Origin of the sequence: Shewanella sp. 10N.286.54.B9, from assembly GCF_041468565.1 — a bacterium.
Lineage (GTDB): Bacteria > Pseudomonadota > Gammaproteobacteria > Enterobacterales > Shewanellaceae > Shewanella.
Window position 1 is genome coordinate 26,146 of the sequence record NZ_JBFRIY010000001.1, and the last position, 24,093, is coordinate 50,238.

Below are 24,093 nucleotides of genomic sequence, written 5' to 3' on the forward strand. Positions count from 1 at the left end.
AATCAGTTCCCTGTTGACCCTAATATTTCTTGCTCAATTCCGGAGACAACAGTGAGTTGTCCCATATTATTTCTGCCAAATGTCGCCTGACTGGATATTTCTATCGTCACACAGCCGATCAAATCAGGTTGAGTAGCCTGGCTACTCCTTTTACAAACTCCGTTATCAGCAAGTAGCGTAAGTGCACTTGTTACAGGGAATTCACTATCAGTGATATCTGCAGGGTTAGCCGTCAAAGAAGCGAAGTCAGTCCCTTTGTTATTGTCTACCAGTCGATCGATTGATCCATGAGCGTTAGCCATCGCTTCAATACGTTCAGAACCTGCACCTGCCATTCTTATTGATTGGGTCGAGTTAACCGCTAATGCAACTCCTATTACCGTCATAATAAGGAGGATAATGATTGAGAAAAACAACACGATCCCTTTCTCTTTACGAATCTGCATATTAATTACTCACCAATATTGGATTTTCTAATACGATAGTAGAAGACAATACCCGCCTTCTAAAACCATCATTGGTTGCAGCTATCGTCTTATCGCCAAGTTCATAACTATTGTCGTTATCGTAACTATCATCTTCTTCGAGCGTTCTAATTAAGATATAAATTCTAAGAGCCACTAATCTTTGAGCTGGCGAACCATCCCACATTGCAGAAGTTATGTTCTCCGCAGGCATAAAACTGTCTGCACTATCATCACCGTCAAAATCGAAGCCATACATAACCCTAAGATTCTCAACACCTTCAACTAGTTGTTCATAACTAGCACTGGTTTTCATCCCACCAACTCCGAGTACTCTTCTCATCAGCACTGGGACACCATTGTCAGTTTTGATGAAGTAAATATGATGTTGATATTCCCAAAACCTTGCATTATCTAACGACGGTGCGGCTTGGCTACCAGAAAAAATAACGGCTTGATTCAGGTTAGTCGCCATATAGTAAGAATTAGTATTAAAAGTGGTCACAGCAGGGCCAATTAGGCGCTTTATTTGCAAGACATCTGTACCAGATAACGTAGAACTTAAGCAGCTAAACGACTCAGTGGAGACTCCACTTTCATAGCCCCACATTTTCCTAAAGTTGGCCAGACTATTTTGAACCGGAAAGCTAGCATTGTTAACCCCTCCTCCAACACAATCACTCGTAGTAGCAATAGCACTAGCCTGAATCGTTGTATTCACGCCAACACTGAGATTAGTACCTGTCAACTCAGCCATGAAACCTGCTTGACTCACATCCCGTTCGATCAGTGCCAACGCTACACGGCCATTTTCTTGAAGTTGGTTAAACTGACTAGTTGTCGCCACATTAGATGATGACATTGCGAACATAGAAAAAAGACCAGCCGATAAGAACAAACTCACCAACATTGCAACCATCAGCTCTACTAACGAAAAGCCTGTTTGCCACTTCCCTATTATTTTTTTATTCATAATTTAAATAATTATTGTTTTCAACGAATAAATTCGACGGCGCTTGTTAGCCGAACCACACCCTTTTACCAAAGTAGATTGATTAGTTCCAGCAGCACCATCACTCATCTCCCTGATCCCCCTCCAACTCATCACTACTTCAACACTGCCGCTACTCTGCGCAGATATACAGGCTGTTGTGTCATCCAGTTCAGTAAATAATGTTTCCCATTGATAGAGATCCCAAGATAAGGTTTCTGCATTAGTGCAGGTAACATTAGTACCAACACTTACATCGCAAGATTTCGCAGGTTTAGATAACTTGCCTGTATAGGTTCCGGTATATGATGTGAGCAAGCTACGGTTGAGTTTAATTCGGTTGACAATATCGTTGGCAAGATAAGCTGCTTGAGTTTGCTGAAAAGATTCAAAACTGCCACGTTTGGCAACAAGGTGTAGATTAAAAATACCAATAAGACCAACAACTAAAATAACTAACGAGACCATTAGTTCGATTAGCGATAGCCCCCGTTGTTGATTTTTCATTGCTGTCAATTCCTTTGCCTTCGTCATATTCTTGACGTTAATTTAAGGTTTTTACTCTTTAAAATCTGTGACTTAGCGAGCAAACACCAGCATACATGTTAAATGAAGTTTAGTCGAATACTTGCTTAGTACAAGTCATCGTTTATAGAGTAAACAGCAATGATGTGTCTGAATTTTAAGCATAAAAAAAGAGGCTTCAGCCTCTTTAATATTTGATGTTTAGCAGTAATCGTTAGCGTAATTCAGCGGGTACCGCAAATACGGTATCTTCTAATCGCCCTTCCACTTCGGTAATAACGCTAGGTGCCATATCAGCAATAGCATCTACCACCTGCTTCACTAAAACTTCTGGAGCGGATGCGCCAGCAGTGACCGCTACTCGCTGAATACCGTTGAACCAAGTAGGATCAACATCATCGGCATTGTCTACCAAGTATGAGTTAGTGCCCTTCTTTTGTGCTAATTCGCGCAAACGATTAGAGTTTGAACTGTTCTTGGAGCCAACTACGATAAATAACTCGACTTCTTCGGCAACATTACGCACTGCGTCTTGGCGATTTTGGGTTGCATAGCAAATATCATCTTTACGCGGCCCCTCAATAGCAGGGTACTTCTGTTGCAATGAAGCTATCACGTCCGCAGTATCATCCATTGATAGCGTCGTTTGAGTCACAAAGCATAAGTTGTCTGGATCTTTAACCTCAAGCTTTGCCACATCTTCAGGAGACTCAACTAAGTGTACACCGCCTTCTGGGTTATCGTATTGACCCATTGTGCCTTCGACTTCTGGATGACCAGCGTGACCAATCAAAATACACTCGATACCTTTACGGCTTGCTCGAGTGACTTGCAAATGCACTTTTGTCACCAGTGGGCAGGTAGCATCAAACACTTTCAGGCCGCGAGCTTTAGCTTCTGCGCGTACAGCTTGTGACACACCATGGGCACTAAAAATAACAATGCTTTCATCAGGTACTTGATCTAACTCTTCAACAAACACCGCCCCACGATCTTTAAGGTTCTGTACCACGTAGCGGTTATGCACCACTTCATGACGAACATAGATAGGAGGAGAGAAAAGCTCTAATGCACGCTCTACAATACTAATTGCGCGGTCAACACCAGCGCAAAAACCTCGTGGGTTTGCCAGAAGAATTTTCATAATTACAGTACCTGTACCACTTCAAGCTCAAAGGTTAATACTTGACCTGCCAATGGATGGTTGAGATCGATTGTCACTGAGTCACCAATGACGTCACGCACCATGCCTGGCACTTCACTGCCACCTGGGCCTGCAAAGCTGACTATCACACCAGGCTCAAGCGTCATATCCGCTGGGAAACGGCTCTTATCCATGTGATGCACCGCATCTGGATTAGACTCACCAAAAGTATCGGCTGGCTGCAAGGTAAAACTGTGCTTGTCACCCTCTTTAAGGTTAACAATTTCAGTCTCAAACGCAGGGCTTAAACTTTCATCGCCAACATTAAATCGTGCAGGCTTACCACTTGAGCGAGTACTTTCAGCTGTGGAGCCATCTTCAAGTACGATATTCATGTGGCATAAAATTGAATGGTTATCTGACATTCAGATCACTCCTTTATATCATCTGATTTTTTGACATCTTTATCCGATACAAAAGAATCTAAAATAATTAAACCCGCACCAACACAGATTGCAGAATCGGCAATATTAAATGCTGGGAAATGGCTGGTTTTCCAATAAAAATCTAAGAAGTCGACCACAAAACCATGCTGCAGACGATCGATTAGATTTCCTAGTGCGCCGCCAATGACTAACGTATAAGCGAGATTTAAGCGCCACATTTTACTTGGTTGCTGACGTAGCCATACCGAAAGTAAAATACTAAAGCCGACCGCGACGAAGGTAAATAACCAACGTTGCCAGCCGCCAGCATCACTTAAAAAGCTAAATGCAGCGCCATAGTTACGTACATAGGTAAAGTTAAAGACTGGCAATAACTGTATAGACTCACCAAGATTAAAACTCGACAACACCCACTGCTTAGATAGCTGGTCGGCGATAAACACCAACACAACTATCCAATACCAACGTAGGCCACTGTCTTTCCAAGAAGTGGGCATTACGGATCCTTTATGCAAACTGGCGAGTTTCGCCTTCACCTTCAATATTGGTCACACAGCGTGTACACAGTGTCGGATGCTCAGTCACTTGACCTACATCTTCTCTGTGATGCCAGCAGCGCTCACACTTCTCTGCTTCAGACTTTTTAAGCCCAAGTTTTAGTGATGCAAGCTCAGTTTCAATCGCATCAGCTGGCGCTTCACTTAGTGCTACAACCTCTGTTTGAGAAGTTAACAGTACAAAGCGTAACTCATCACCAAGTGTGCTAAGCGCGGCAGACAATGCTTCATCAGCAAACAGAGTAATTTCAGCTTCTAGTGAACCACCGATCTGCTTTTCACGACGAGCATTCTCAATCACTTTGTTAACTTCTGCGCGAACTGCCAGCAATTGATCCCAGTATTCATCACTCAAGTCTGAATCTAACGTGACTGATTGCAGACCTTCGTACCAAGTTTCAGTAAAGACAAACTCTCCACGCTCACCAGGAAGAAGCTTCCAAATTTCATCTGCAGTAAAGCTTAATACTGGCGCAATCCAACGCACCATAGCCTCAGAGATAAGGTACAGTGCAGATTGACAACTACGACGCGCATTGCTGTCATCTTTTGCTGTGTACTGTCTGTCTTTAATGATATCGAGGTAGAAGCTACCCAATTCTACTGAGCAGAACTGCATCAACTTCTGCGTAACTAAATGGAAGTTGTACTGATCGTACGCTTCTAGTAGCTCTTGTTGCAGCGCAGCTGCGCGACGAACAACCCAACGGTCCAATGCAACCATATCTTCAACGGCAACCATATCGGTCTCAGGGTTAAAGCCATTGATGTTCGCAAGTAGGAAGCGAGCGGTGTTACGAATTCGGCGATATGCATCGGCGCTACGCTTTAGGATTTCGTCAGAAACCGTCATTTCACCACTGTAATCTGTCGCAGCAACCCATAAACGTAAAATGTCAGCACCTAGCTTATTGGTTACATGTTGCGGTGCAATCACGTTACCAACAGATTTAGACATCTTGCGGCCTTTACCGTCAACGGTAAAACCATGAGTCAGCACTTGCTTGTATGGCGCTTTGCCATTCATCGCAGTAGAGATCATTAATGATGACATAAACCAACCACGATGCTGATCGCTACCTTCTAGGTAAAGATCGATTTCGTGGCCGTTAAATTCTGGACGTGAAGCAACCACTGACGAGAAGGTAGAACCTGAGTCATACCAAACATCTAATGTGTCAGTCACTTTACGGTACTGCTCAGCTTCATCACCTAATAGCTCTGATGCATCTAGATCCCACCAAGCTTGAATACCTTCTTGCTCGATGCGGTTAGCAACGCGCTCCATCAGTGACACACTATCTGGGTGTAGTTCTTCTGTTTCACGATGTACAAACAGCGTAATTGGCACACCCCAAGTACGTTGGCGAGAGATACACCAATCAGGACGATTCTCAACCATTTTCTCGATGCGGCTCTGTCCCCAATCAGGGATCCATTGCGTTTGCTCAATTTCGCTCAACGCTTGAGTACGCAAACCTTTTTGATCCATAGAGATGAACCATTGTGGCGTAGCACGGAAAATAATCGGTGTTTTATGACGCCAGCAATGCGGGTAACTATGGTTAATAGCCACATGATTAAGCAGCGCGCCTTTCTCTTCCAATAGTGCAACAACACTCTTGTTAGCTTTAAATACGTGCTGACCTGCAAATATTTCAGTATCTGCTTTATAAACGCCATTATCGCCAACAGGGTTAGCAACCTCTAAGCCATATTTTTGACCGACGACGAAATCGTCTTGACCATGACCTGGAGCGGTATGCACCACACCAGTACCAGACTCGACCGTAACATGCTCGCCAAGGATCACTGGCACATCAAAATCATAGAATGGGTGGTTAAAACGCAGTAGCTCAAGCTCGCTACCTAGCACGTTGGCTAGTACCTTGTGCGATTCTGCACCAAAACGCTCAACACATGATTCAACTAACTCTTGTGCTAACACTAGTGCTTGAGTTTGGCCATCTTTAACCATCTCAACCAAGGTGTACTCTAACTGTCCTGCTACTGATAATGCACGGTTAGCAGGCAATGTCCAAGGCGTGGTGGTCCAAATAACCATTGAAATAGGATGCGCGTACTCAGTTAAACCAAATTTGGCTAACAGCGCAGGCTTATCAACAACGGTGAATGCAACATCGATTGCTGGAGACATTTTGTCTTCGTACTCAACTTCAGCTTCTGCTAGCGCAGAGCCACAGTCTGTACACCAATGCACAGGCTTAACACCTTTGTGCAGGTGACCGCTGTCGATCACTTTTGATAGTGAACGAACGATATTGGCTTCGGTGTTGTAATCCATCGTTAGGTAAGGATTTTGCCAATCGGCAAATACACCTAAACGGATAAAGTCATCACGCTGACCATCAACTTGCTTTGCTGCATATTCACGGCACTTTTGGCGGAACTCAGAAGCGCTAACCTTATGACCCGGCTTACCGACTTTTTGCTCAACTTTAAGCTCAATAGGTAGACCATGACAGTCCCAACCAGGAATGTACGGCGCATCAAAACCAGACATGGTCTTTGACTTAATAATAATATCTTTAAGAATTTTATTAACTGAGTGGCCAATATGGATATCGCCGTTCGCATATGGAGGACCATCATGCAAAATAAACGGTTTACTATCTTTACGGCTTTCACGGATCTGTTGGTACAGTCCTTTCTCGTTCCAGGATTTCAACATCTCTGGCTCACGATTAGCCAAGTTACCACGCATCGGAAACTCTGTTTCCGGCAAATTCAAAGTAGATTTATAGTCGCTCATTAACCCTTTACCGTTTTGTTAGCTAAGCTATTAGCCTGCATCGCTGCCGAGTAAAGCTTTCGCTTTATCAGCATCATTTTTAATTTGTTTTTTCAGCGCATCTAGTGATCCAAATGGCTGCTCGTCTCTAATCTTTGCCACCAACTCAACTTCAACAGTTTTACCATAAAGGTCACCATCAAAATCAAACAAGTGGACTTCTAACTGACATACTTGGCCATTAACCGTTGGTCTAAAACCGACGTTAGCTACGCCTTCATATATATCACTATTATCCCAATAAAGCTTAACGGCAAACACACCTCTAACGGGAGTGACTTTGCGCTTCAATGCGATATTAGCGGTTGGAAAACCAATGGTTCGCCCAATTTTCTGGCCATGTGCGACCTTGCCACTCAGAATAAATGGATGACCAAGCAAGCGTCTTGCCTGTTCCATATTTCCCTCTGCAAGTAGTCGTCTGACTTCTGTAGAGCTAACCCGTGTGTCGCCAAGGACGAAACTTTGTGTACTGACTACAGCAAAACCAAACTTCTCACCCGCTTTTCGCAGCATATCGAAATTGCCTTGACGCTGCTTGCCAAAGCAGAAATCATCACCTACCACTAAGTACTTTACACCAAGAGCTTTGACCAATAACTGCTCAACAAAATCTTCAGCTGTATAATCGGCAAACTTCTTATTGAAATTTATACAGAGCATTCGATCAATTGATAACTCATCGAGTAACATCACTTTGTCACGCAATAAGCTCAACCGAGCTGGTGCATTATCACCGCGAAAAAACTCTTGTGGCTGCGGTTCAAATGTCATCACAACCGCTGGTAAGTCTAAATGCTTTGCTTTATCTACCAGCCTATTAATCACTTCAGCATGGCCACGGTGGACGCCGTCAAAGTTGCCTATTGTTAATACGCAACCATGATGCTGAGGCAAAATATTATGAATACCGCGGATCAATTCCATTATCTTACACGACACATGAGAGTAAATGGGCGGATTATATACCAGCTAGCCTTTATAATCAGCACTCAAACGGCAGCTTTCATCTTCCAAGGGCGAATTCCCAACAAAACTAAGCAAATAAAGTAGCAAATTGCTGCAATTGCAATCAACTTTGCTAACTCCAACCCACGTTCTAACAATGAAAACTCCAACCATGTGACAATCGGCGGCTCTAGATAATAGATGGCTGCGACCATGATGAGGCCAGCAACTAACGACTTCATTGAAAAGATCAAGGTCGATGCACTTAAGCGATACACATTAGCTTTGTGTAATCCCCGATACAATAGACACGCATTTAACAATGCCGACATAGAAGTGGCAATAGCCAAACCAACATAACCAAAAGGTATAGCAAATATTAGGTTAAATACCATATTACTCACCATGGCAATAATGCCATACCGCACTGGCGTTTTAGTATCTTGGCGAGAGTAATAACCTGGCGCTAGAATCTTAATCAACATAAAACTCAGTAGGCCACTGCCGTATGCCATTAAGCTATAGGAGGCCATTTCTACGTCTTCGTAAGTAAAAGCACCGCGCATAAATAATACCATCAACATCGGCTTAGCAAGCATGATTAAGCCACACATAGCAGGAAGCCCGAGTAAGATGATAGCTTTTACGCCCCAGTCCATTGTTTGTGAAAAAGCTTGGCTTTCTGCGTTTACATGACGTTTCGACAATGCAGGTAAGATGACTGTCGCAATCGCAATACCAAACAGGCCAAGCGGAAACTCGAGTAATCGATCAGAGTAATAGAGCCAACTAATGGAACCTGTCATTAAGAAACTGGCAATAAAGGTATCGAATAACAAATTGATTTGTGAAACTGACACACCAAAAAGTGCAGGGATCATCAATGTTCTAATCTTGGTGACTCCTGGGTGACTCCAGCCCCAACTCGGTTTTACAATCGCTTTTTCTCTTAATAAAAAAGGAATTTGAAACAAGAATTGGATCAATCCACCAAAAAATACCCCCCACGCTAAGCCTATTTCAGGCTGCTGTAGATTAGGCGCTAAAAATAGGGCTGCGGTAATAATGGCAATGTTAAGGAAAACAGGCGTAAACGCAGAGACCGCAAAACGGCCGCGAGTGTTCAATATCGAGCCTGCCAAAGCGGTAAAGGTTATAAACCAAAGATAGGGGAAGGTTATTTTTAGCATTAGAGCAGCAAGTTCAAACTTTTCTCCGCCGGGTGCATCATTTAACCAGGCAAGAAACCAACCGCCACCAAACAACGCCGCTAACACTGGAGAAGCGATAACGCCAAATAAGGTTACCACACTGACGAGAACACCCAGTGTTCCTGCCACCTTCCCGAGAAGTTCCCTGACCTCTTCGTCACTGTTTTTTTCTTGATACTCAGTTAATACCGGCACAAAGGCTTGTGCAAATGCACCTTCAGCGAAAAGTCGTCTTAAAAAATTAGGGATCTTATTAGCGAAGAAAAAAACATCTGCACTGCTTCCAGCTCCCATGAGGTTGGCGATAACCACATCTCGAACCAAACCTAAAACGCGTGAAATTAGTGTCATAGCACTGACAATCATGCCAGATCTAAATAGCTTTCTGCTCAAAACGTCCCCTGCTCTTGTTATTAGAGCTAAAATACTTAGGCGATATCACGCACAAAATGGCGCTTGCCTCTATTGTCTCAAAGCAATACCTGCTAGAATTGCGCACCATATTACACGAGTTAGGTTGAAGATAGCCAAGCTGGTTGGATTATTTTGAGTTAATCGAACTGATTCAATCATTGTCATTGACAAAGTGACATAAATAGGGCATATTCCTCGACCTTAAAAATACCAAACCCAGTTTTAGGAGTTGCACCTTGGCTAATAGCAAGTCTGCAAAGAAGCGCGCGCTTCAGTCTGAGAAGCGTCGTCAGCACAACGCAAGCCGTAGCTCAATGCTACGTACTTACGTAAAGAAAGTAATCGCTGCAATCAATGCAGGTGATCACGAATCAGCTACTGCTGCTTTCGTAACAGCACAACCAATTGTTGACCGTATGGCGACTAAAGGTCTTATTCATAAGAATAAGGCTGCTCGTTATAAGTCACGCTTGAATGCTAAAATTAAAGCACTTGCTGCTTAAGTTATAGTTTAAAGCAATTAAAAACCGGCCTAGGCCGGTTTTTTTATGCCTGTAATTTGAGCCCGAGCGATAGTAGGCAATCAATGTACAAATTTCAGACAAAAAAATAGAGAGGATAGCCTCTCTATTTTTTTACAACTAGTGAAACGTTAACATTACAAAGAAAACCTAACTTAGCTTTCTTCTTTTTAATGCTATTACGCTACCGTTTGTAAGCTTTCGCTGTAAATATTATTAAGTAGCTTAATAATCTCAGCAACTTCATCACTTTTTAACGAGTAATATACTGTTTGAGCTTCTTTGCGGGTTTCAACTAAATTGTCTTTACGTAACCACGCAAGGTGCTGCGAAAGCGCTGACTGGCTCAATCCCAATTTCTTGTTCATTTCACCAACGCACATCTCCCCTTCGTTAAGAAGATAGCACAAGATAAACAGACGACGTTCATTAGCCATCGCCTTCAACAATACAACGGCATGGTCTGCTCGTTGCTGCATTAATTCTATATTCATTACGAGCTATTTCTCCTAAAACAAACCGACGGTCTAATATAGCGTTGACTTACAGATATAGTCGGGACATGAAGCACACTTTTTGCTAGATTGTTTTCAAAAATGGGACATAAGTAATAAAAACAAAGGAAACTCATGAAAAGTATCTATCTCAAACTTGCCGCCGGTGTTTTTTTAGGCAGTTTACTGGGGTGCCAAACTCAACCAATAAACAGCCCAAATGAGACGGTTGCCATGCAACTTCAGCAGCAAGCATTAAGCTCAAATCTTGCTTACGAACTGGTCGAGTCATTAACCGTCGAGGTTGGCCCGAGACTCGCTGGCAGCGATAAAGATCTTATTGCAGTGCAGTGGGCAGAATCAAAACTTAATTCACTTGGTTTTGATAAAGTCTACAAAGAAGCGGTACAGGTGCCGGTATGGCACCGAGGCGAAGCCAAAGCTTCTATCGTAGCCCCTTACCCTCAACCGCTTGTTATCACAGCTTTAGGTGGCAGTGTTTCAACGCCTGCAAGCGGTGTTGAGGCCAATATCATTCGTTTCGACAACTTAGCTGCGCTAAAACTGGCAGAGCCTGCTGATGTACAGGGCAAAATTGTCTTCATCGATCACATTACCGAACGTCATATTACTGGTAAAGGCTATGGAAAAAGCGTAGGAGGCCGCTCTAGAGGCGCTGTTGCTGCAGCTGAAAAAGGTGCTGTGGCAGTCATGATCCGCTCTATTGGCACCGATCATGACCGAATGGCCCATACTGGCATGATGAGATATAAGGAGGGCGTCGCTAAAATTCCAGCTGCAGCTATGTCTAGCCCGGATGCGGATTTGATCAACGCGATGTTAAAACGTGATAGCAATATTACCATTAACTTGCAGCTTTCGTCTCAAAACCAAGGCTTTGCCACTTCATACAACGTTATAGCTGAAGTCATTGGCTCTAGTAAACCAGAAGAGATAGTGTTGATAGGTGCTCATCTAGACTCTTGGGACGAAGGCACTGGCGCGATTGATGATGGCGCCGGTGTGGGTATAGTCACTGCCGCTGGTAAGCTAATTCAAGATCTACCCACCAAGCCAGCTAGAACGATAAGAGTTGTTTTATATGCCGCTGAAGAGGTGGGGCTTGTTGGTGGTAAGGCGTATGCAAAAGCGCACCAAGCGGAGCTAGGTAATCATTATATTGCCGCCGAGTCTGATTTTGGGGCGGGTCGTATCTATCAAGTTGATTTTAGAGCGAGTGAGAGCGCCTATCCCCAATTATTAGCCCTTTCAGCGCCAATGGCTAACAATGGCGTGGTTTTAGGCACTAATAAAGCCTCAGGAGGCCCTGATGTCTCTATGTTACCTTCACTAGGTGTTCCAGTTGCTTCATTAAGACAAGATGGCACAGATTACTTTGACTACCACCACACACCCAATGATACCTTAGATAAAATAGAGCCAGCTGCACTTAAACAAAATGTCGCCGCTTACGCTCAGTTTGCTTACTTAATGGCACAGTCAACCATCGAGTTACGTCCAATAGTGGCAAAATAGTAGTGGCAAAATACCCCAGCTTAATTGGGTAAACTTGTGAAAATAAAAAAGCAGCCATATGGCTGCTTTTTTTCGAGTTGGCGACTACTGCTCTTCTCGCAAGAACACTGGCGCAGCAACCGTCGATTCAGCTTCGCTATAATAATAACCAGCACTATCAAATTTTATCAGTGCATCCAATGATTCAACATTGTTGTCCAGAATATAGCGCACCATCATCCCTCGAGCTTTCTTAGCAAAGAAGCTGATCACCTTATATTGAGCGTTCTTTTTATCCTTAAAGACTGGCGTCACTAAGTTTGCAGTCAGCTGTTTATGCTTAACCGCTTTAAAGTACTCGTTAGAAGCAAGATTAATAATAAACTCATCACCTTGAGCGGCAGTTGTCCGATTGATTTCATCAGTAATAATATCGCCCCAGAACTGATAAAGGTTTGTCCCTCTAGCATTACTTAAGCGCGTTCCCATCTCTAAACGATAAGCTTGCATCAAATCTAATGGTTTCAATAATCCATATAAGCCAGACAGGATCCGTAGCTGCTGCTGTGCTTTCTGTAAGCTCACTTCTGACAATGTATCAGCATCAAGACCGGTATAAACATCACCTCTAAAAGCGAACACCGCTTGTTTCGCATTCTCAGTAGTGAAATTAGCATCCCAACTACTAAACCTTGCTACGTTGAGTCCAGCAATTTTATCACTGACCTTCATCAAAGAGGCAATATCGCTTGGTGTTAACTTACGGCAGACATCAATCAGCTGCTCACTTTGAGCCAACAGCGTAGGAATTGAATAACTTTGAGTACCCGCAGGGTTTTCAAAGTCTAATGTTTTTGCAGGTGAAACCAGAATTAACATGTGATGTCCTATACATAGATATTGTTAAACTGTGACAATCATACTGATCAAAAACAAAAAAACCACGCTTATAAAGCGTGGTTTTTTAGATTGCGCTAATTCAACTTACCGCATCAAGCTTAAACTTCTATTTAAGACTTGGTTGTAGCGCTCTTTCCATCAGACCACTCACCCGTCTCAACGCCTTTTATTTCAGGGAATTGAGTGGCATCAAATGTTGGCACTAAGCCTTGCTTAATCTGACGCTCATAATCTTTAACGACAGCAAATGCCACCTTAGACAGCATCACAATTGCAGCGATATTGACCAAAGCCATGAGTCCCATCGAAACATCTGCAAAGTTCCACACTAACTGCAGCGAAGCCACAGAGCCTGTCATCACCATCGCCAACACAAGGGCGCGGAAAACATACAGAATTTTCTTACTCTTGGTCAGGAACATGATGTTGTTTTCTGCATAACTGTAGTTAGCAATAATTGATGAGAAACAAAATAGTATTATCGCGAATGCGATGAAGTATGCAGACCAACCACCTAGCTCATTGCTAAGCGCTAACTGCAATAGACCAATACCCTTCTGCTCACCAGGGTTGTCTAACACACCAGACAGTAGGATAATTGCCGCCGATGCACTACAGATAACGATTGTATCAACAAATACGCCAATCATCTGTACAAAGCCTTGTGACGCAGGGTGGTTCGGGTTTGGCGTTGCAGATGCAGCAATGTTAGCCGCGCTACCCATACCCGCTTCGTTTGAGAATAGACCACGAGCAATACCCGCCATCATTGCACCCATCGCGCCACCAGCCGCTTCTTCCCAACCAAATGCACTTTTAACAATTAGCGTTAATGCAGCAGGTACTTGGTCAATATTAATGACCAAAACAACCATAGCGATTGCTAAGTATGCGACGGCCATCACTGGCACGATAAGCTCTGACGCACGTGCAACCTTTTTCAAGCCACCACAAATAATGTAGGCAGACGCCATAACAATGACTAAGCCAACAAGTGTCTTGTCTAAACCGAATGCGTTATTCAATGCATCAGTCATGGTGTTAGCTTGTGCCGCGTTGAAAGCAAAACCAAAAGCAATAATAAGTAGTATGGAGAAAAGTATTCCCATCCACTTCTTACCTAGGCCTTTTTCCATGTAATAAGCAGGACCGCCGCGATATTGCCCGTCACTGTCTTTGACTTTGTAGACTTGAGCAAGTGTTGACTCAATAAATGCGGTTGCCATACCAAGAAGTGCAATTAGCCACATCCAGAAAATAGCACCAGCGCCACCTACGGTTATCGCAACTGCAACACCAGCCATATTACCGGTACCTACACGAGCAGCCATTGAGGTACAAAAAACTTGAAAAGAGGAGATACCATTGACTTTTTCGCGTCCCTGGAGCACTAACTTAACCCCATGGCCAAACAATCTAAACTGTATAAAGCCCAAGCGAAGCGTAAAGAGTACGCCAGCGGCGACTAATACATAAATAAGTAAGCTTCCCCACAACACGCCGTTGACGGCGTTGATTGTAGATTCAACTGCATTAATTAACGGTTCGAACATAATTATTATTTATCCCCACGACAAACATAATCGAGCGTTGTGACACTGGATTAGGTTTGGCTTGTGTTTATCCTTCCTAATGTATTTAAATGTCGGCAGATTTTCTTTTTGAATTATCCATACGTGATTAAATTACCGTCACGCCTGCCGCATTCCGCGCTGCAAAATAGCATAGCATTGCTTTAACCCTGAGTGATATAGATCACACATCATCATTTAGCTGACATCCGAATCACAGGAACCTTTAAACATATCCAACTAGATTAACTAAAATAACACATCATTTACATCTAGTTTTACTACATTTATCAGTACAAATTACTTTCTATAAATAAGATGTAGGACACGTTTTTGTAATAAAATTACAAATATAGTAGTTCCCATCAAATTTGTTTAACTTTCTGATTACGTAAATGGGGTTATTTATGTCACATCAACAAGAGATCGTTTCCTTAAAGAAATTCGTTAGAGCAACTAACTTTTTGGCGACATCACAAATTTACCTAAAGCAAAACGTGCTACATAAACGTGCTTTAGCTCACACAGATATTAAGCCAAGACTACTTGGTCACTGGGGAACATGTCCAGGTATTAACTTTGTATACGCAAACGTTAACCGACTGATTACTAAGCATAATCGTTCATTTGTATACCTTGTTGGCCCTGGTCACGGTTTCCCAGCAGTACAGGCGAACCTCTTCATGGAAGGCTCACTTAGTCATTTTTATCCTGACACTATTCCATATAATGAAACGGGTATCACTGATATCTGCCAGAAGTTCTCTGCAGCATATGGCTACCCTTCTCATGCAAACCCTGAAGCACCAGGTCAAATTCTAGAAGGTGGTGAACTTGGTTACTCACTTTCAGTTGCGTGGGGCGCCGTACTAGATAACCCAGATTTAATTGCAGCTTGCCTAATTGGTGATGGCGAATCAGAAACTGGCCCACTTGCAGCCTCTTGGTATGCAAACCGTCTTGTTTCACCAAAGAACAACGGTGCAGTACTTCCTATTGTACATATTAATGGCTACAAGATTTCAGGCCCTACTCGTATGGGAAGAATGAGCCATGAAGAACTTGACCTAGAATTCCGCGGTCTTGGTTACCACCCAATCATCGTAGACGATGAGCTAGAGCAAGATGTCTATGAGCAGATGACTGCTGCTATGGACTTGTCATACGAAATGATTAATGACATTCAAACTCGCGCTAGAGCGGGCGAAGATGTTGTTAAGCCACGCTGGCCTGTCATTCTAATGCGCACAGCTAAAGGTTGGACTGGTACTTCTGAATATAATGGTAAGAAGCTTGAAGGTAACTGCGAGTCACACCAAGTTATAGTCAACAAGTGTGCTACCGACAAAGGTCACCTTGACGCACTAAACACTTGGCTTGCTAGCTATAAGTTCAATGAGCTTTACAGCATTAACGAACAAGGTGAGCTGATTTTTGACAAAGATATTCAGTCCCTCATTCCGCCTAAAGAGCTATCTTGTGGTCGTCAGCACCTAAGTTATGGTGGTGAAGTGGTTCGCGCCTTAGCAAACCCAGATCTTGAAAAGCTAGCCTACGGCCCTGAGACACCTCGTGGTCAACGTGGTCTATCAATGTTCAAGATGGGCGAGTGGATGCGTGATGCATTTAAACTTAACCGTGACCAACGTAACCTGCGTATCTTCTGTCCAGATGAAACCTATTCTAACCAGTTACAAGCTGTGTTCGAAGAAACTGACCGCGCATGGCAGTGGCCTATCGAAAGCTGGGACGAGGACATGTCTCGCGATGGTCGTGTCATTGAGTTGCTATCTGAGAACCTACTTTTCGGTATGCTACATGGTTACACAGTAACTGGCCGCCACGCGATGTTCCCAACTTATGAAGCTTTCTCACAAGTTGTTTCGTCAATGGCTGACCAATACTGTAAGTATGTATACGCTAGCCAAGGTGTACACTTCCGTAAACCAGTACCTGCTTGTAACGTAGTACTTTCGTCACTCCTTGAGCGCCAAGATCACAACGGTTACTCTCATCAGAACCCATCTTTCCTTGGGGCAATGCTTGAGAAGCACCCTAAGATTATCTCAGCCTACCTTCCAGCTGATGGTAACAGCACGCTTGTTTATACTGAACGTGCATACGCTGATCGCGACAAGCTAAACATCTTAGTCGCTGGTAAGAAAGACCTTCCACAGTGGCTAACACTTGATGAAGCACGTCAGCAAGCTAAAGACGGTGTCATGGTTTGGGATTTTGCGTCTGATGAAAACCCAGATGTGGTACTGGTTGGTTGTGGTGACTACGTGACTCAAGAAGCGATGGCAGCACTGGTACTTATCAGAGAGCTATTACCACGCGTACGCATTCGTTTTGTCAGTGTCACTGAGCTTACGAGTAGCGGCTTAGGTAGCTTAGACTTCCAAAGCAAGCCATGGTTGATGGATGAAGTATTCACAGCGGATAAAGGTGTGGTATTCAACTACCATGGCTACCCGAATACGATTAAGAAACTCGTGTTTGACTACAAAGGCAGCGACCGTTTCAGAATCAAAGGCTACGAAGAAGAAGGTTCAACAACCACACCATTTGATATGGGTGTTCGTAATGGTACTTCTCGTTACCACCTTGTTATTGATATGGCTTACAAACTATTCCAGCAAGGCGTTATTGATGAGACCCAACACGTCGCATTAACTACCGATATGTTGCAACGTTTGGTAGACCACAGAAATTACATCAAAGCGAATGGTGTTGATCCTGTAAGCATTGAAAACTGGGTGTGGACGCGATAACGCCTCCTTAAATTTCCCCAAATAGAAAGGTGCCCTCTCAAGAAGGCACCTTTTTTTTGCAAAAAATTTACACCCTTATCAACAATAAAGTGGAAAATGTTACATTCGCGACGGATAATAGTGTCAGCTAGCTATAAAACCAAAGGATCTCCGTGATAAGCGCTAGCACTACTTAAGTATTAAGTAGGCGGAGGAGTTTTATAAATAAAACATAAGGATTACGAATGATGAACAAAACTCTACAAGCAGTATTGCTAACTTCAATGCTACCTTTTGCAGCCACGGCTGCAGATGGTATGAGCCCTTGGTATGTTGGTGGCGGTTTAGGCGTCAACAACTATGAGCCTAATTGCGATCAAAAAACCATGAAAACCTGTGGTGATGATGACCCATATGCATGGGATGTGTTTGCTGGTTATCTATTTAACGATTACTTTGGTGTTGAGTTAGGCTATCGCGACTTAGGCCGCGCTGAGTGGGTAGACTACTCAAACAAGCTTAATGACGTCGGCGCCCGAGGCATGAATCTAGGCTTAGTCGCATTTTGGCCATTTGCCAATCGCTGGAGCTTATCAGCAGAAGCAGGTGCATTTAACTATCTCATCTCCAACAACAAAAATTACGGCAGTGAATACTATAGTGATAGCGGTGTAGCACCATATATTGGAGCAGGTATCGGCTACAACATTACCGATAACCTAAAACTACAAGCTAAGTATCGTCGTTATGAAAATCTAGACGAAGATAAGTGGAAAACACTGGAGATGGAAAGCAACTATTGGGGACTTGAACTAAGCTATCGCTTCGGTAGTAAGTCTAAGCCGATTGTGCCTGTAGCCGTTGTCGTTGGTGATGCTGATAACGATGGCGTCAATGATGATATTGATCAATGTCCAGATACGCCAGCGACTCACAAAGTTGATAGTAATGGCTGTACCATCTATCAAGAGACCGAAGATAAATTCGAGATTGAAGCTAAATTTGCCACGAATTCAGCCACAGTAAAAGAAGCATCTTACAGTGACATTAAGGATCTAGCCGAATACATGAATAAGCACCCAAATTCAGAGGTCATCATTGCGGGCCATGCCTCTAATACTGGCGCTGCTGATTACAATATGGCGCTGTCTGAACGTCGAGCTATTGCCGTTGCAGATGTACTTATCAATGAATATGGCATAGCACCTGGAAGAGTATCATCTAAGGGTTACGGCATTACCCAACCGTTAATTGAGGGAAGCTCTAAAGAGGCTAACCAAGCTAACCGCCGTATCGACGCGCATGTAACTGGAACGGAAAAAGTACCAGTGCTTAAGTAAACACGATCTTATTATTTCGATAATAATTGATATCGTATTTGTTAGTTGATTTTGACAAGCTCACAGTTTTATAGCTGTGGGCTTTTTGTTTAATTGCTGCAGCCACTATACTCAACAACTAAGCTTTAGCGCATTACTCAATATTTATGTTTTAGCAGCCTATCGCACAGAAATTTCATCAGACTGCAAGAATCGAACGTTAATATTGGTAGCTATATTACCAAAAAAAGCTGTTTTACTGATTTTTTGCAACTTTTCTGTAATTTTTTTTCATATTTAGTTGGAATGATCATTAAAATGGCTTTTAATACCTGCTAATTAACCATCAAACTTATGCTGCTCATTGAGAAGGATGTAATTCACATGGCCAACACATTAGAACAACTTAAACCCATCACGACTATCGTGGCGGATACCGGTGATATTGAAGCCATAAAACGTTATCAACCAGAAGATGCAACAACGAACCCATCACTCATCCTAAAAGCATCACAGATCCCTGAATACAGTGGTCTAATTGACAATGCTATTACTTGGGCAAAAAGCCAAAGTGACAATATTGAACAGCAGATTGAAGATGCTGGTGACAAACTTGCGGTAAATATTGGTTTAGAGATCCTTAAAATTGTTCCAGGCCGCATCTCTACAGAAGTCGATGCTCGCCTATCTTTCGATAAAACAGCCTCTATCGCAAAAGCACACAAGCTTATAGCTTTGTACAGAGAAGCTGGTATCGACAAGTCACGTATTTTGATTAAACTTGCCTCTACTTGGGAAGGGATCTGCGCAGCTAAAGAGCTTGAACAAGAAGGTATCAACTGTAACCTAACGCTACTATTTAGTTTTGCTCAAGCTCGAGCTTGTGCAGAAGCTGGGGTTTACCTGATCTCTCCATTTGTCGGCCGTATTCTTGATTGGTATAAGAAAGATACAGGACTTGAGTATTCAGCAGCAGAAGATCCAGGTGTGGTGTCGGTAACAAGTATCTACAACTACTATAAGCGTCATGGCTTTAACACTGTCGTTATGGGAGCAAGTTTCCGTAACACAGGTGAAATCATCGAACTCGCTGGTTGTGACCGACTCACTATTGGCCCCGCGCTGTTAGAAGAGTTATCAAACAGCAATACACCTATCGTACAAAAATTGCTACCTGCAACAGAAACGGTTGCGGCCGAGCCTGCAATGTCTGAAGCACAGTTCCGCTGGGAGTTTAATGAAGATCCAATGGCTGTAGAAAAACTAGCTGAAGGGATCCGTAACTTTGCAGTAGACCAAGGTAAACTTGAAGTCATGCTTAAAGCAGAGCTATCGTCTTAAAGGAATAGGACTACTAAAATGACCGAACTGACTCAGCTTGCCAGTTGGCAAGCACTCCAGCAACATAGTAAAACTGTGCCGCACATGCGCGAGCTGTTTAAACAACAGCCACAGCGATTCGATGATATGTCTACCAAGGCATGCGGGCTGCTTTTAGATTACTCTAAAAATAGAGCTTCAACAGAAACTTTGTCACTGCTTTTTGCATTGGCAAAAGAATCTAAACTTGAAGAAAAAATCAAAGCCATGTTTGCCGGTGACACCATTAATAATACTGAGCAGCGAGCAGTACTACATACTGCACTTCGAGCGCCAAAAGATAAGGTCATAAACGTTGACGGTGTCAACATTGTTGCTGAAGTTCAGCAAACCTTAGACAAAATGGAAAGCTTTGTTGGCTCGGTAACAACTGGTGAGTGGAAAGGCTATACAGGCAAGACCATTACTGATGTTGTAAGTATTGGCATTGGTGGGTCATTTTTAGGTCCTAAAATAGTCTCCCAAGCGCTGCGTCCCTATTGGACTGGCCAGCTAAATTGTCATTTTGTTGCCAACGTTGATGGCACATCAATTACTGAAAAGCTTAAAGGGCTCAATGCAGAGACAACATTGTTTGTCATGTCCTCTAAATCTTTCGGCACCCAAGAGACATTGACCAATACATTAAGTGCTAAAGATTGGTTTTTAGCACAAGGGGCTGTGCAAGCAGATGTTGCTAAGCACTTTGTTGCCGTTAGCTCTAATGTTGCTAAAGCCACTGAATTTGGTATTGATGCTAATAACATCTTCCCAATGTGGGACTGGGTTGGCGGTCGTTATTCACTATGGTCAGCAATTGGTTTACCTATCGCACTGCTTGTTGGTATGGACAACTTTCGTGAGCTGCTTGCTGGTGCCCACGAAATGGATATTCACTTCCTAGAGACCCCGCTCGAAAGCAATATGCCGGTGATCATGGGAATGTTTTCTCTGTGGTACGGTAATTTCTTTAATGCACAATCTCACGTAGTACTGACATATGATCACTACTTACGTGGTCTGCCTGCATACTTCCAACAGCTTGATATGGAAAGTAATGGTAAATCAGTCACGCTTAATGGCACTGATGTGGACTACAGTACTGGACCTGTGATCTGGGGCGGTGAAGGCACCAATGGACAGCATGCCTACCACCAGCTACTTCATCAAGGTACTGCACTTATCCCAGCCGATTTTATTATGCCGTTAAATAGCCATAATCCAATTGGTGAGCACCATGTTCAGCTAGCCTCAAACTGTTTTGGCCAAACCCAAGCATTAATGCAGGGAAGGACTTTCGACGAAGCATTAGCTGAATTAAGCGGTAGCTCATTGTCAGATAGTGAAAAGCAGCTTATTGCGCAACACAAAGTGATGCCAGGTAATAAACCGAGCAACACACTGCTAATGGACAAGCTTACGCCTACAACATTGGGTGCGCTGATTGCACTGTATGAGCACAGAACTTTTGTTCAAGGTGCGATATGGCAGATCAACTCTTTTGATCAATGGGGTGTAGAACTAGGTAAACAGTTGGGTAATGATGTGCTGGACAGATTAACAGCCCAATCTGATGCTACAGATTTAGATACTTCAAGTAATGCGTTAATTAACCTATTCAAGCAGAATAAAATTTAACCATTCGGTTTAATAGTTAATAACACTAAAAAAGCCAGTTTCGACTGGCTTTTTTGATTTTCATCGCCAACATTCCCAAATAAACATGAATAAAATTCAAGTTTATCAAAATTAACACCTTTCTCTAGACACTGAAATTTCATACCCGATTAACATAAATGAAACATTTATGTTGCACCATACTTGAAAAACATGCTATTTATTTGATGACAAAATAAACAACAGGAGGTTGCCATGAATCGACTTGATTATGGTAGTGCGCTAGATAGTATAGTTGAGAAGCCAAGCCGCTCGAGAAGCTCCAACAAAAAGCGGAAATGGCGTGAAATTGAAGCTCTGAAGGAAAAGCACCGCTTACTTAAAGAACTTCAGGACATTGACACCAGCTTTGAAGGTGAATTGGACACCCTCCTGATGTAACAAAACCAAAAAAAGAGCGTTGATTCGCTCTTTTTTGTTTTTAATGCCAACTCTACAAATAACGCTGCTACTCATCAGCTTCTATATACTCTTTCAACTCTTCAAATAGCACGTTATCGCTTTCACTGAATAACGGATCATCTATAAGCCTTGCATCGCACATCTGCACAACCGTTTGCCAATCAGATTCAGTTATCACGTTCGCCCATTTGGGGAAGACTGTCGACTCCTCAAAGTCCATGTGCGACTGTTGCAACGCGACATAGCTTGCTAAGTCACCGACGAGTTGCTCTTTAGACACCACCACATCGCTTAATATAAGGTTCAAAGTGGCCATTAATGAGGCTGATGCATCAACAAGTTTCTTATGTTCCGAGGTGAGCGTTTCGTTAATATGCGCCCTACCCAACTTGTTCCAATAGAACTCAGAGATCACTTCCTCCAGTGGATGGTGGCTGTGTTCAGCGTAGCTCTGCATATATTCAACAATATCTCGAACTAAGTTGTAATTAATCCCTTCACCGGCCGCTAGCTTAATGTGTTTGGCCTTTAAAATCTTAAGCAAAATACCAATATGCTTGTGATCGTGCATGAGTCTGGCTAGCATAGTTTTCTCCACCCGAATTAAGCCCCACTAGATACAATATTAGTAAACCGTACGAATAACACCCAACTATAACAAAATGATAAATAGCCTGTTCGTGATAGAGATCAACAAAATAAGATGGTGATACAATCACTTACTTATAAGCATCTGTAAATATCGAGCCGTTACAGAATTATTCCAACTCAAAATTTGTTAGGAATGGAAAATAACAGGAATCATGACAATGTTAACAAGTCATCTCATCGGCGCACATGTCAGTGCAGCAGGTGGCATTGCCAACGCCCCCAAAAATGCCGTAGCGATAGGAGCGAATGCTTTCGCATTGTTTACCAAGAATCAGCGTAGATGGGTAAGTAAACCTCTAGATGAAGAACAAATAGCATTGTTTCAACAAAACTGTGCAGAAGCTAATATCTCAATGGATGCCATTCTCCCCCATGACAGCTATCTCATTAATCTAGGCCACCCCAATGATGAGCTACTTACAAAGTCGAGAGAGGCCTTCTATGACGAGATAGCAAGGTGCGAACAAATAGGCTTAACACTGCTTAACTTTCACCCTGGCAGTCATCTAAGGCAGATAGATACAGACAAGTGCTTATCGCGCATTAGTGAATCGATAAACTTTGCACTGTCGCAGTCAACCAAAGTCACTGCGGTCATCGAAAATACCGCAGGTCAAGGCTCTAACCTTGGCCATAGCTTCGAGCAGCTGGCGCAGATAATTGATGGCGTTGAAGACAAATCACGTGTTGGTATCTGTATTGATACGTGTCATATGTTTGCGGCGGGCTATGACATTCGCACCCAAGAGAGCTGTTTGTCAGCCTTTAACCTGTTTGATGAAGTTGTCGGTAACCATTATTTGAAGGCAATGCATCTAAACGACAGCAAGACCAAGCTTAATAGCAGAGTGGATCGCCATCAATCACTAGGCAAAGGGGAAATAGGTGCTGAGGCTTTTTCAACGTTAATGACGCTTGAAGCTGTAAGAGGGATCCCACTGATTTTAGAAACAATAGACGCCGATCTTTGGCCAGCTGAAATTAACTGGCTACGTAGCTTAGTGCCACAATAGCTAAGCAGAAAGGAGCGAAACTAAAGTAAACACTTATAGATCACTGCAACCACCCTAGTGGGTTCACCTTGGTCTATTTGCAACCATACTATATGCGTGCCTTGGATCTCTTCACCCTGCTTAATGGCGCTGAGCTTTGCATCGGCCAGCGCATTTTCACCACGCCCAAGACCTGTAACCATGGCAAAGCTATCACAGTGAGTCACTTCAAAGTCGTATGCTTCGTTTATTCTATGGTAAAGCTCAAACTCTTCGCTCGCACAACCACTTAATAGAGTAACTAATAATATACTGGCAAAGAAACGTAACACCGATATGCACCCACAAGGAAAACTGCGCGCATAATATAGAATATAGACAGCAAAAAAAATGGTGAAAATAACACTAAGGAAGATTTAGACGATAC

Annotated in this window: 22 protein-coding genes; 8 read left to right on the forward strand and 14 right to left on the reverse strand. The window is 43.0% G+C overall.

The window, feature by feature from the left end; all coding sequences use genetic code 11:
• Positions 1-2: 2 nt before the first annotated feature.
• The 9 genes from AB4135_RS00100 to murJ form a co-directional block, all read right to left on the reverse strand.
• Entirely contained in the window at positions 3-446 is a 444-nt protein-coding gene (locus tag AB4135_RS00100) for a PilX N-terminal domain-containing pilus assembly protein (RefSeq protein ID WP_371989249.1), read from the reverse strand.
• Between the two features lies 1 nt (position 447).
• Positions 448-1,437, reverse strand: a complete 990-nt coding sequence (locus tag AB4135_RS00105) for a PilW family protein (protein ID WP_371989250.1) — start codon at positions 1,435-1,437, stop codon at positions 448-450.
• 3 nt (positions 1,438-1,440) lie between these two features.
• A complete protein-coding gene (gene pilV, locus AB4135_RS00110) occupies positions 1,441-1,962 on the reverse strand; it encodes a type IV pilus modification protein PilV (protein WP_371989251.1) in 522 nt (173 codons plus the stop codon).
• 232 nt (positions 1,963-2,194) lie between these two features.
• Positions 2,195-3,124 carry a 4-hydroxy-3-methylbut-2-enyl diphosphate reductase gene (gene ispH / locus AB4135_RS00115; protein WP_371989252.1) on the reverse strand — a complete coding sequence of 310 codons (930 nt, stop codon included), beginning with the start codon at positions 3,122-3,124 and terminating at the stop codon, positions 2,195-2,197.
• 2 nt (positions 3,125-3,126) lie between these two features.
• Complete coding sequence (fkpB, locus tag AB4135_RS00120; RefSeq protein WP_371989254.1) at positions 3,127-3,549, reverse strand: FKBP-type peptidyl-prolyl cis-trans isomerase; 423 nt, start codon at positions 3,547-3,549, stop codon at positions 3,127-3,129.
• Between the two features lie 5 nt (positions 3,550-3,554).
• Positions 3,555-4,067 (reverse strand): signal peptidase II, encoded by a 513-nt coding sequence (gene lspA / locus AB4135_RS00125; RefSeq protein WP_371989256.1) that lies wholly within the window; start codon positions 4,065-4,067, stop codon positions 3,555-3,557.
• Positions 4,068-4,077: 10 nt separating this feature from the next.
• Positions 4,078-6,900, reverse strand: a complete 2,823-nt coding sequence (gene ileS, locus AB4135_RS00130; RefSeq protein ID WP_371989258.1) for an isoleucine--tRNA ligase — start codon at positions 6,898-6,900, stop codon at positions 4,078-4,080.
• Between the two features lie 30 nt (positions 6,901-6,930).
• Positions 6,931-7,866, reverse strand: a complete 936-nt coding sequence (gene ribF, locus AB4135_RS00135) for a bifunctional riboflavin kinase/FAD synthetase (RefSeq protein ID WP_371989260.1) — start codon at positions 7,864-7,866, stop codon at positions 6,931-6,933.
• Positions 7,867-7,931: 65 nt separating this feature from the next.
• On the reverse strand, positions 7,932-9,491 hold the full coding sequence (gene murJ / locus AB4135_RS00140) for a murein biosynthesis integral membrane protein MurJ (protein WP_371989261.1): 1,560 nt from the start codon (positions 9,489-9,491) through the stop codon (positions 7,932-7,934).
• A 257-nt stretch (positions 9,492-9,748) separates the two neighbouring features.
• Between murJ and rpsT the strand changes: the two genes are divergently transcribed.
• Complete coding sequence (gene rpsT, locus AB4135_RS00145) at positions 9,749-10,015, forward strand: 30S ribosomal protein S20 (protein WP_020913759.1); 267 nt, start codon at positions 9,749-9,751, stop codon at positions 10,013-10,015.
• Positions 10,016-10,212: 197 nt separating this feature from the next.
• On the opposite strand, the gene AB4135_RS00150 is transcribed toward rpsT, so the two are convergent.
• Positions 10,213-10,527: a metalloregulator ArsR/SmtB family transcription factor gene (locus tag AB4135_RS00150; protein WP_020913760.1), complete on the reverse strand. Its 315-nt coding sequence runs from the start codon at positions 10,525-10,527 to the stop codon at positions 10,213-10,215.
• Between the two features lie 135 nt (positions 10,528-10,662).
• On the opposite strand from AB4135_RS00150, the gene AB4135_RS00155 reads away from it, so the two are divergent.
• On the forward strand, positions 10,663-12,063 hold the full coding sequence (locus AB4135_RS00155) for a M28 family peptidase (protein ID WP_371989264.1): 1,401 nt from the start codon (positions 10,663-10,665) through the stop codon (positions 12,061-12,063).
• Positions 12,064-12,147: 84 nt separating this feature from the next.
• Here the strand turns inward: AB4135_RS00155 and yaaA are convergent, their stop codons facing one another.
• Both yaaA and AB4135_RS00165 read right to left on the reverse strand, forming a co-directional pair.
• Entirely contained in the window at positions 12,148-12,921 is a 774-nt protein-coding gene (gene yaaA, locus AB4135_RS00160; RefSeq protein ID WP_371989266.1) for a peroxide stress protein YaaA, read from the reverse strand.
• A gap of 131 nt (positions 12,922-13,052) precedes the next feature.
• Entirely contained in the window at positions 13,053-14,495 is a 1,443-nt protein-coding gene (locus AB4135_RS00165) for an alanine/glycine:cation symporter family protein (RefSeq protein ID WP_371989268.1), read from the reverse strand.
• A gap of 425 nt (positions 14,496-14,920) precedes the next feature.
• On the opposite strand from AB4135_RS00165, the gene AB4135_RS00170 reads away from it, so the two are divergent.
• The 5 genes from AB4135_RS00170 to AB4135_RS00190 all read left to right on the forward strand — a co-directional run bounded on the left by AB4135_RS00170 (position 14,921) and on the right by AB4135_RS00190 (position 22,002).
• Entirely contained in the window at positions 14,921-17,287 is a 2,367-nt protein-coding gene (locus AB4135_RS00170; protein WP_371989270.1) for a phosphoketolase family protein, read from the forward strand.
• Between the two features lie 224 nt (positions 17,288-17,511).
• Positions 17,512-18,606: an OmpA family protein gene (locus AB4135_RS00175; protein WP_371989272.1), complete on the forward strand. Its 1,095-nt coding sequence runs from the start codon at positions 17,512-17,514 to the stop codon at positions 18,604-18,606.
• Positions 18,607-18,969: 363 nt separating this feature from the next.
• On the forward strand, positions 18,970-19,926 hold the full coding sequence (gene tal / locus AB4135_RS00180; RefSeq protein WP_371989274.1) for a transaldolase: 957 nt from the start codon (positions 18,970-18,972) through the stop codon (positions 19,924-19,926).
• Between the two features lie 18 nt (positions 19,927-19,944).
• Positions 19,945-21,582 (forward strand): glucose-6-phosphate isomerase, encoded by a 1,638-nt coding sequence (gene pgi / locus AB4135_RS00185; RefSeq protein ID WP_371989276.1) that lies wholly within the window; start codon positions 19,945-19,947, stop codon positions 21,580-21,582.
• Positions 21,583-21,816: 234 nt separating this feature from the next.
• Positions 21,817-22,002, forward strand: a complete 186-nt coding sequence (locus AB4135_RS00190; RefSeq protein ID WP_020913769.1) for a DUF3545 family protein — start codon at positions 21,817-21,819, stop codon at positions 22,000-22,002.
• Between the two features lie 67 nt (positions 22,003-22,069).
• Here the strand turns inward: AB4135_RS00190 and AB4135_RS00195 are convergent, their stop codons facing one another.
• Entirely contained in the window at positions 22,070-22,609 is a 540-nt protein-coding gene (locus AB4135_RS00195; protein ID WP_371989278.1) for a hemerythrin domain-containing protein, read from the reverse strand.
• A gap of 223 nt (positions 22,610-22,832) precedes the next feature.
• On the opposite strand from AB4135_RS00195, the gene nfo reads away from it, so the two are divergent.
• The gene (gene nfo / locus AB4135_RS00200; RefSeq protein ID WP_371989280.1) at positions 22,833-23,687 is read left to right on the forward strand and encodes a deoxyribonuclease IV; all 855 of its coding nucleotides are present in this window, start codon (positions 22,833-22,835) and stop codon (positions 23,685-23,687) included.
• Positions 23,688-23,707: 20 nt separating this feature from the next.
• Here nfo and AB4135_RS00205 read toward each other — a convergent pair whose 3' ends face one another.
• Positions 23,708-23,998, reverse strand: coding sequence for a hypothetical protein (locus AB4135_RS00205; protein ID WP_371989281.1), 291 nt, complete (start codon positions 23,996-23,998; stop codon positions 23,708-23,710).
• Positions 23,999-24,093 lie beyond the last annotated feature (95 nt).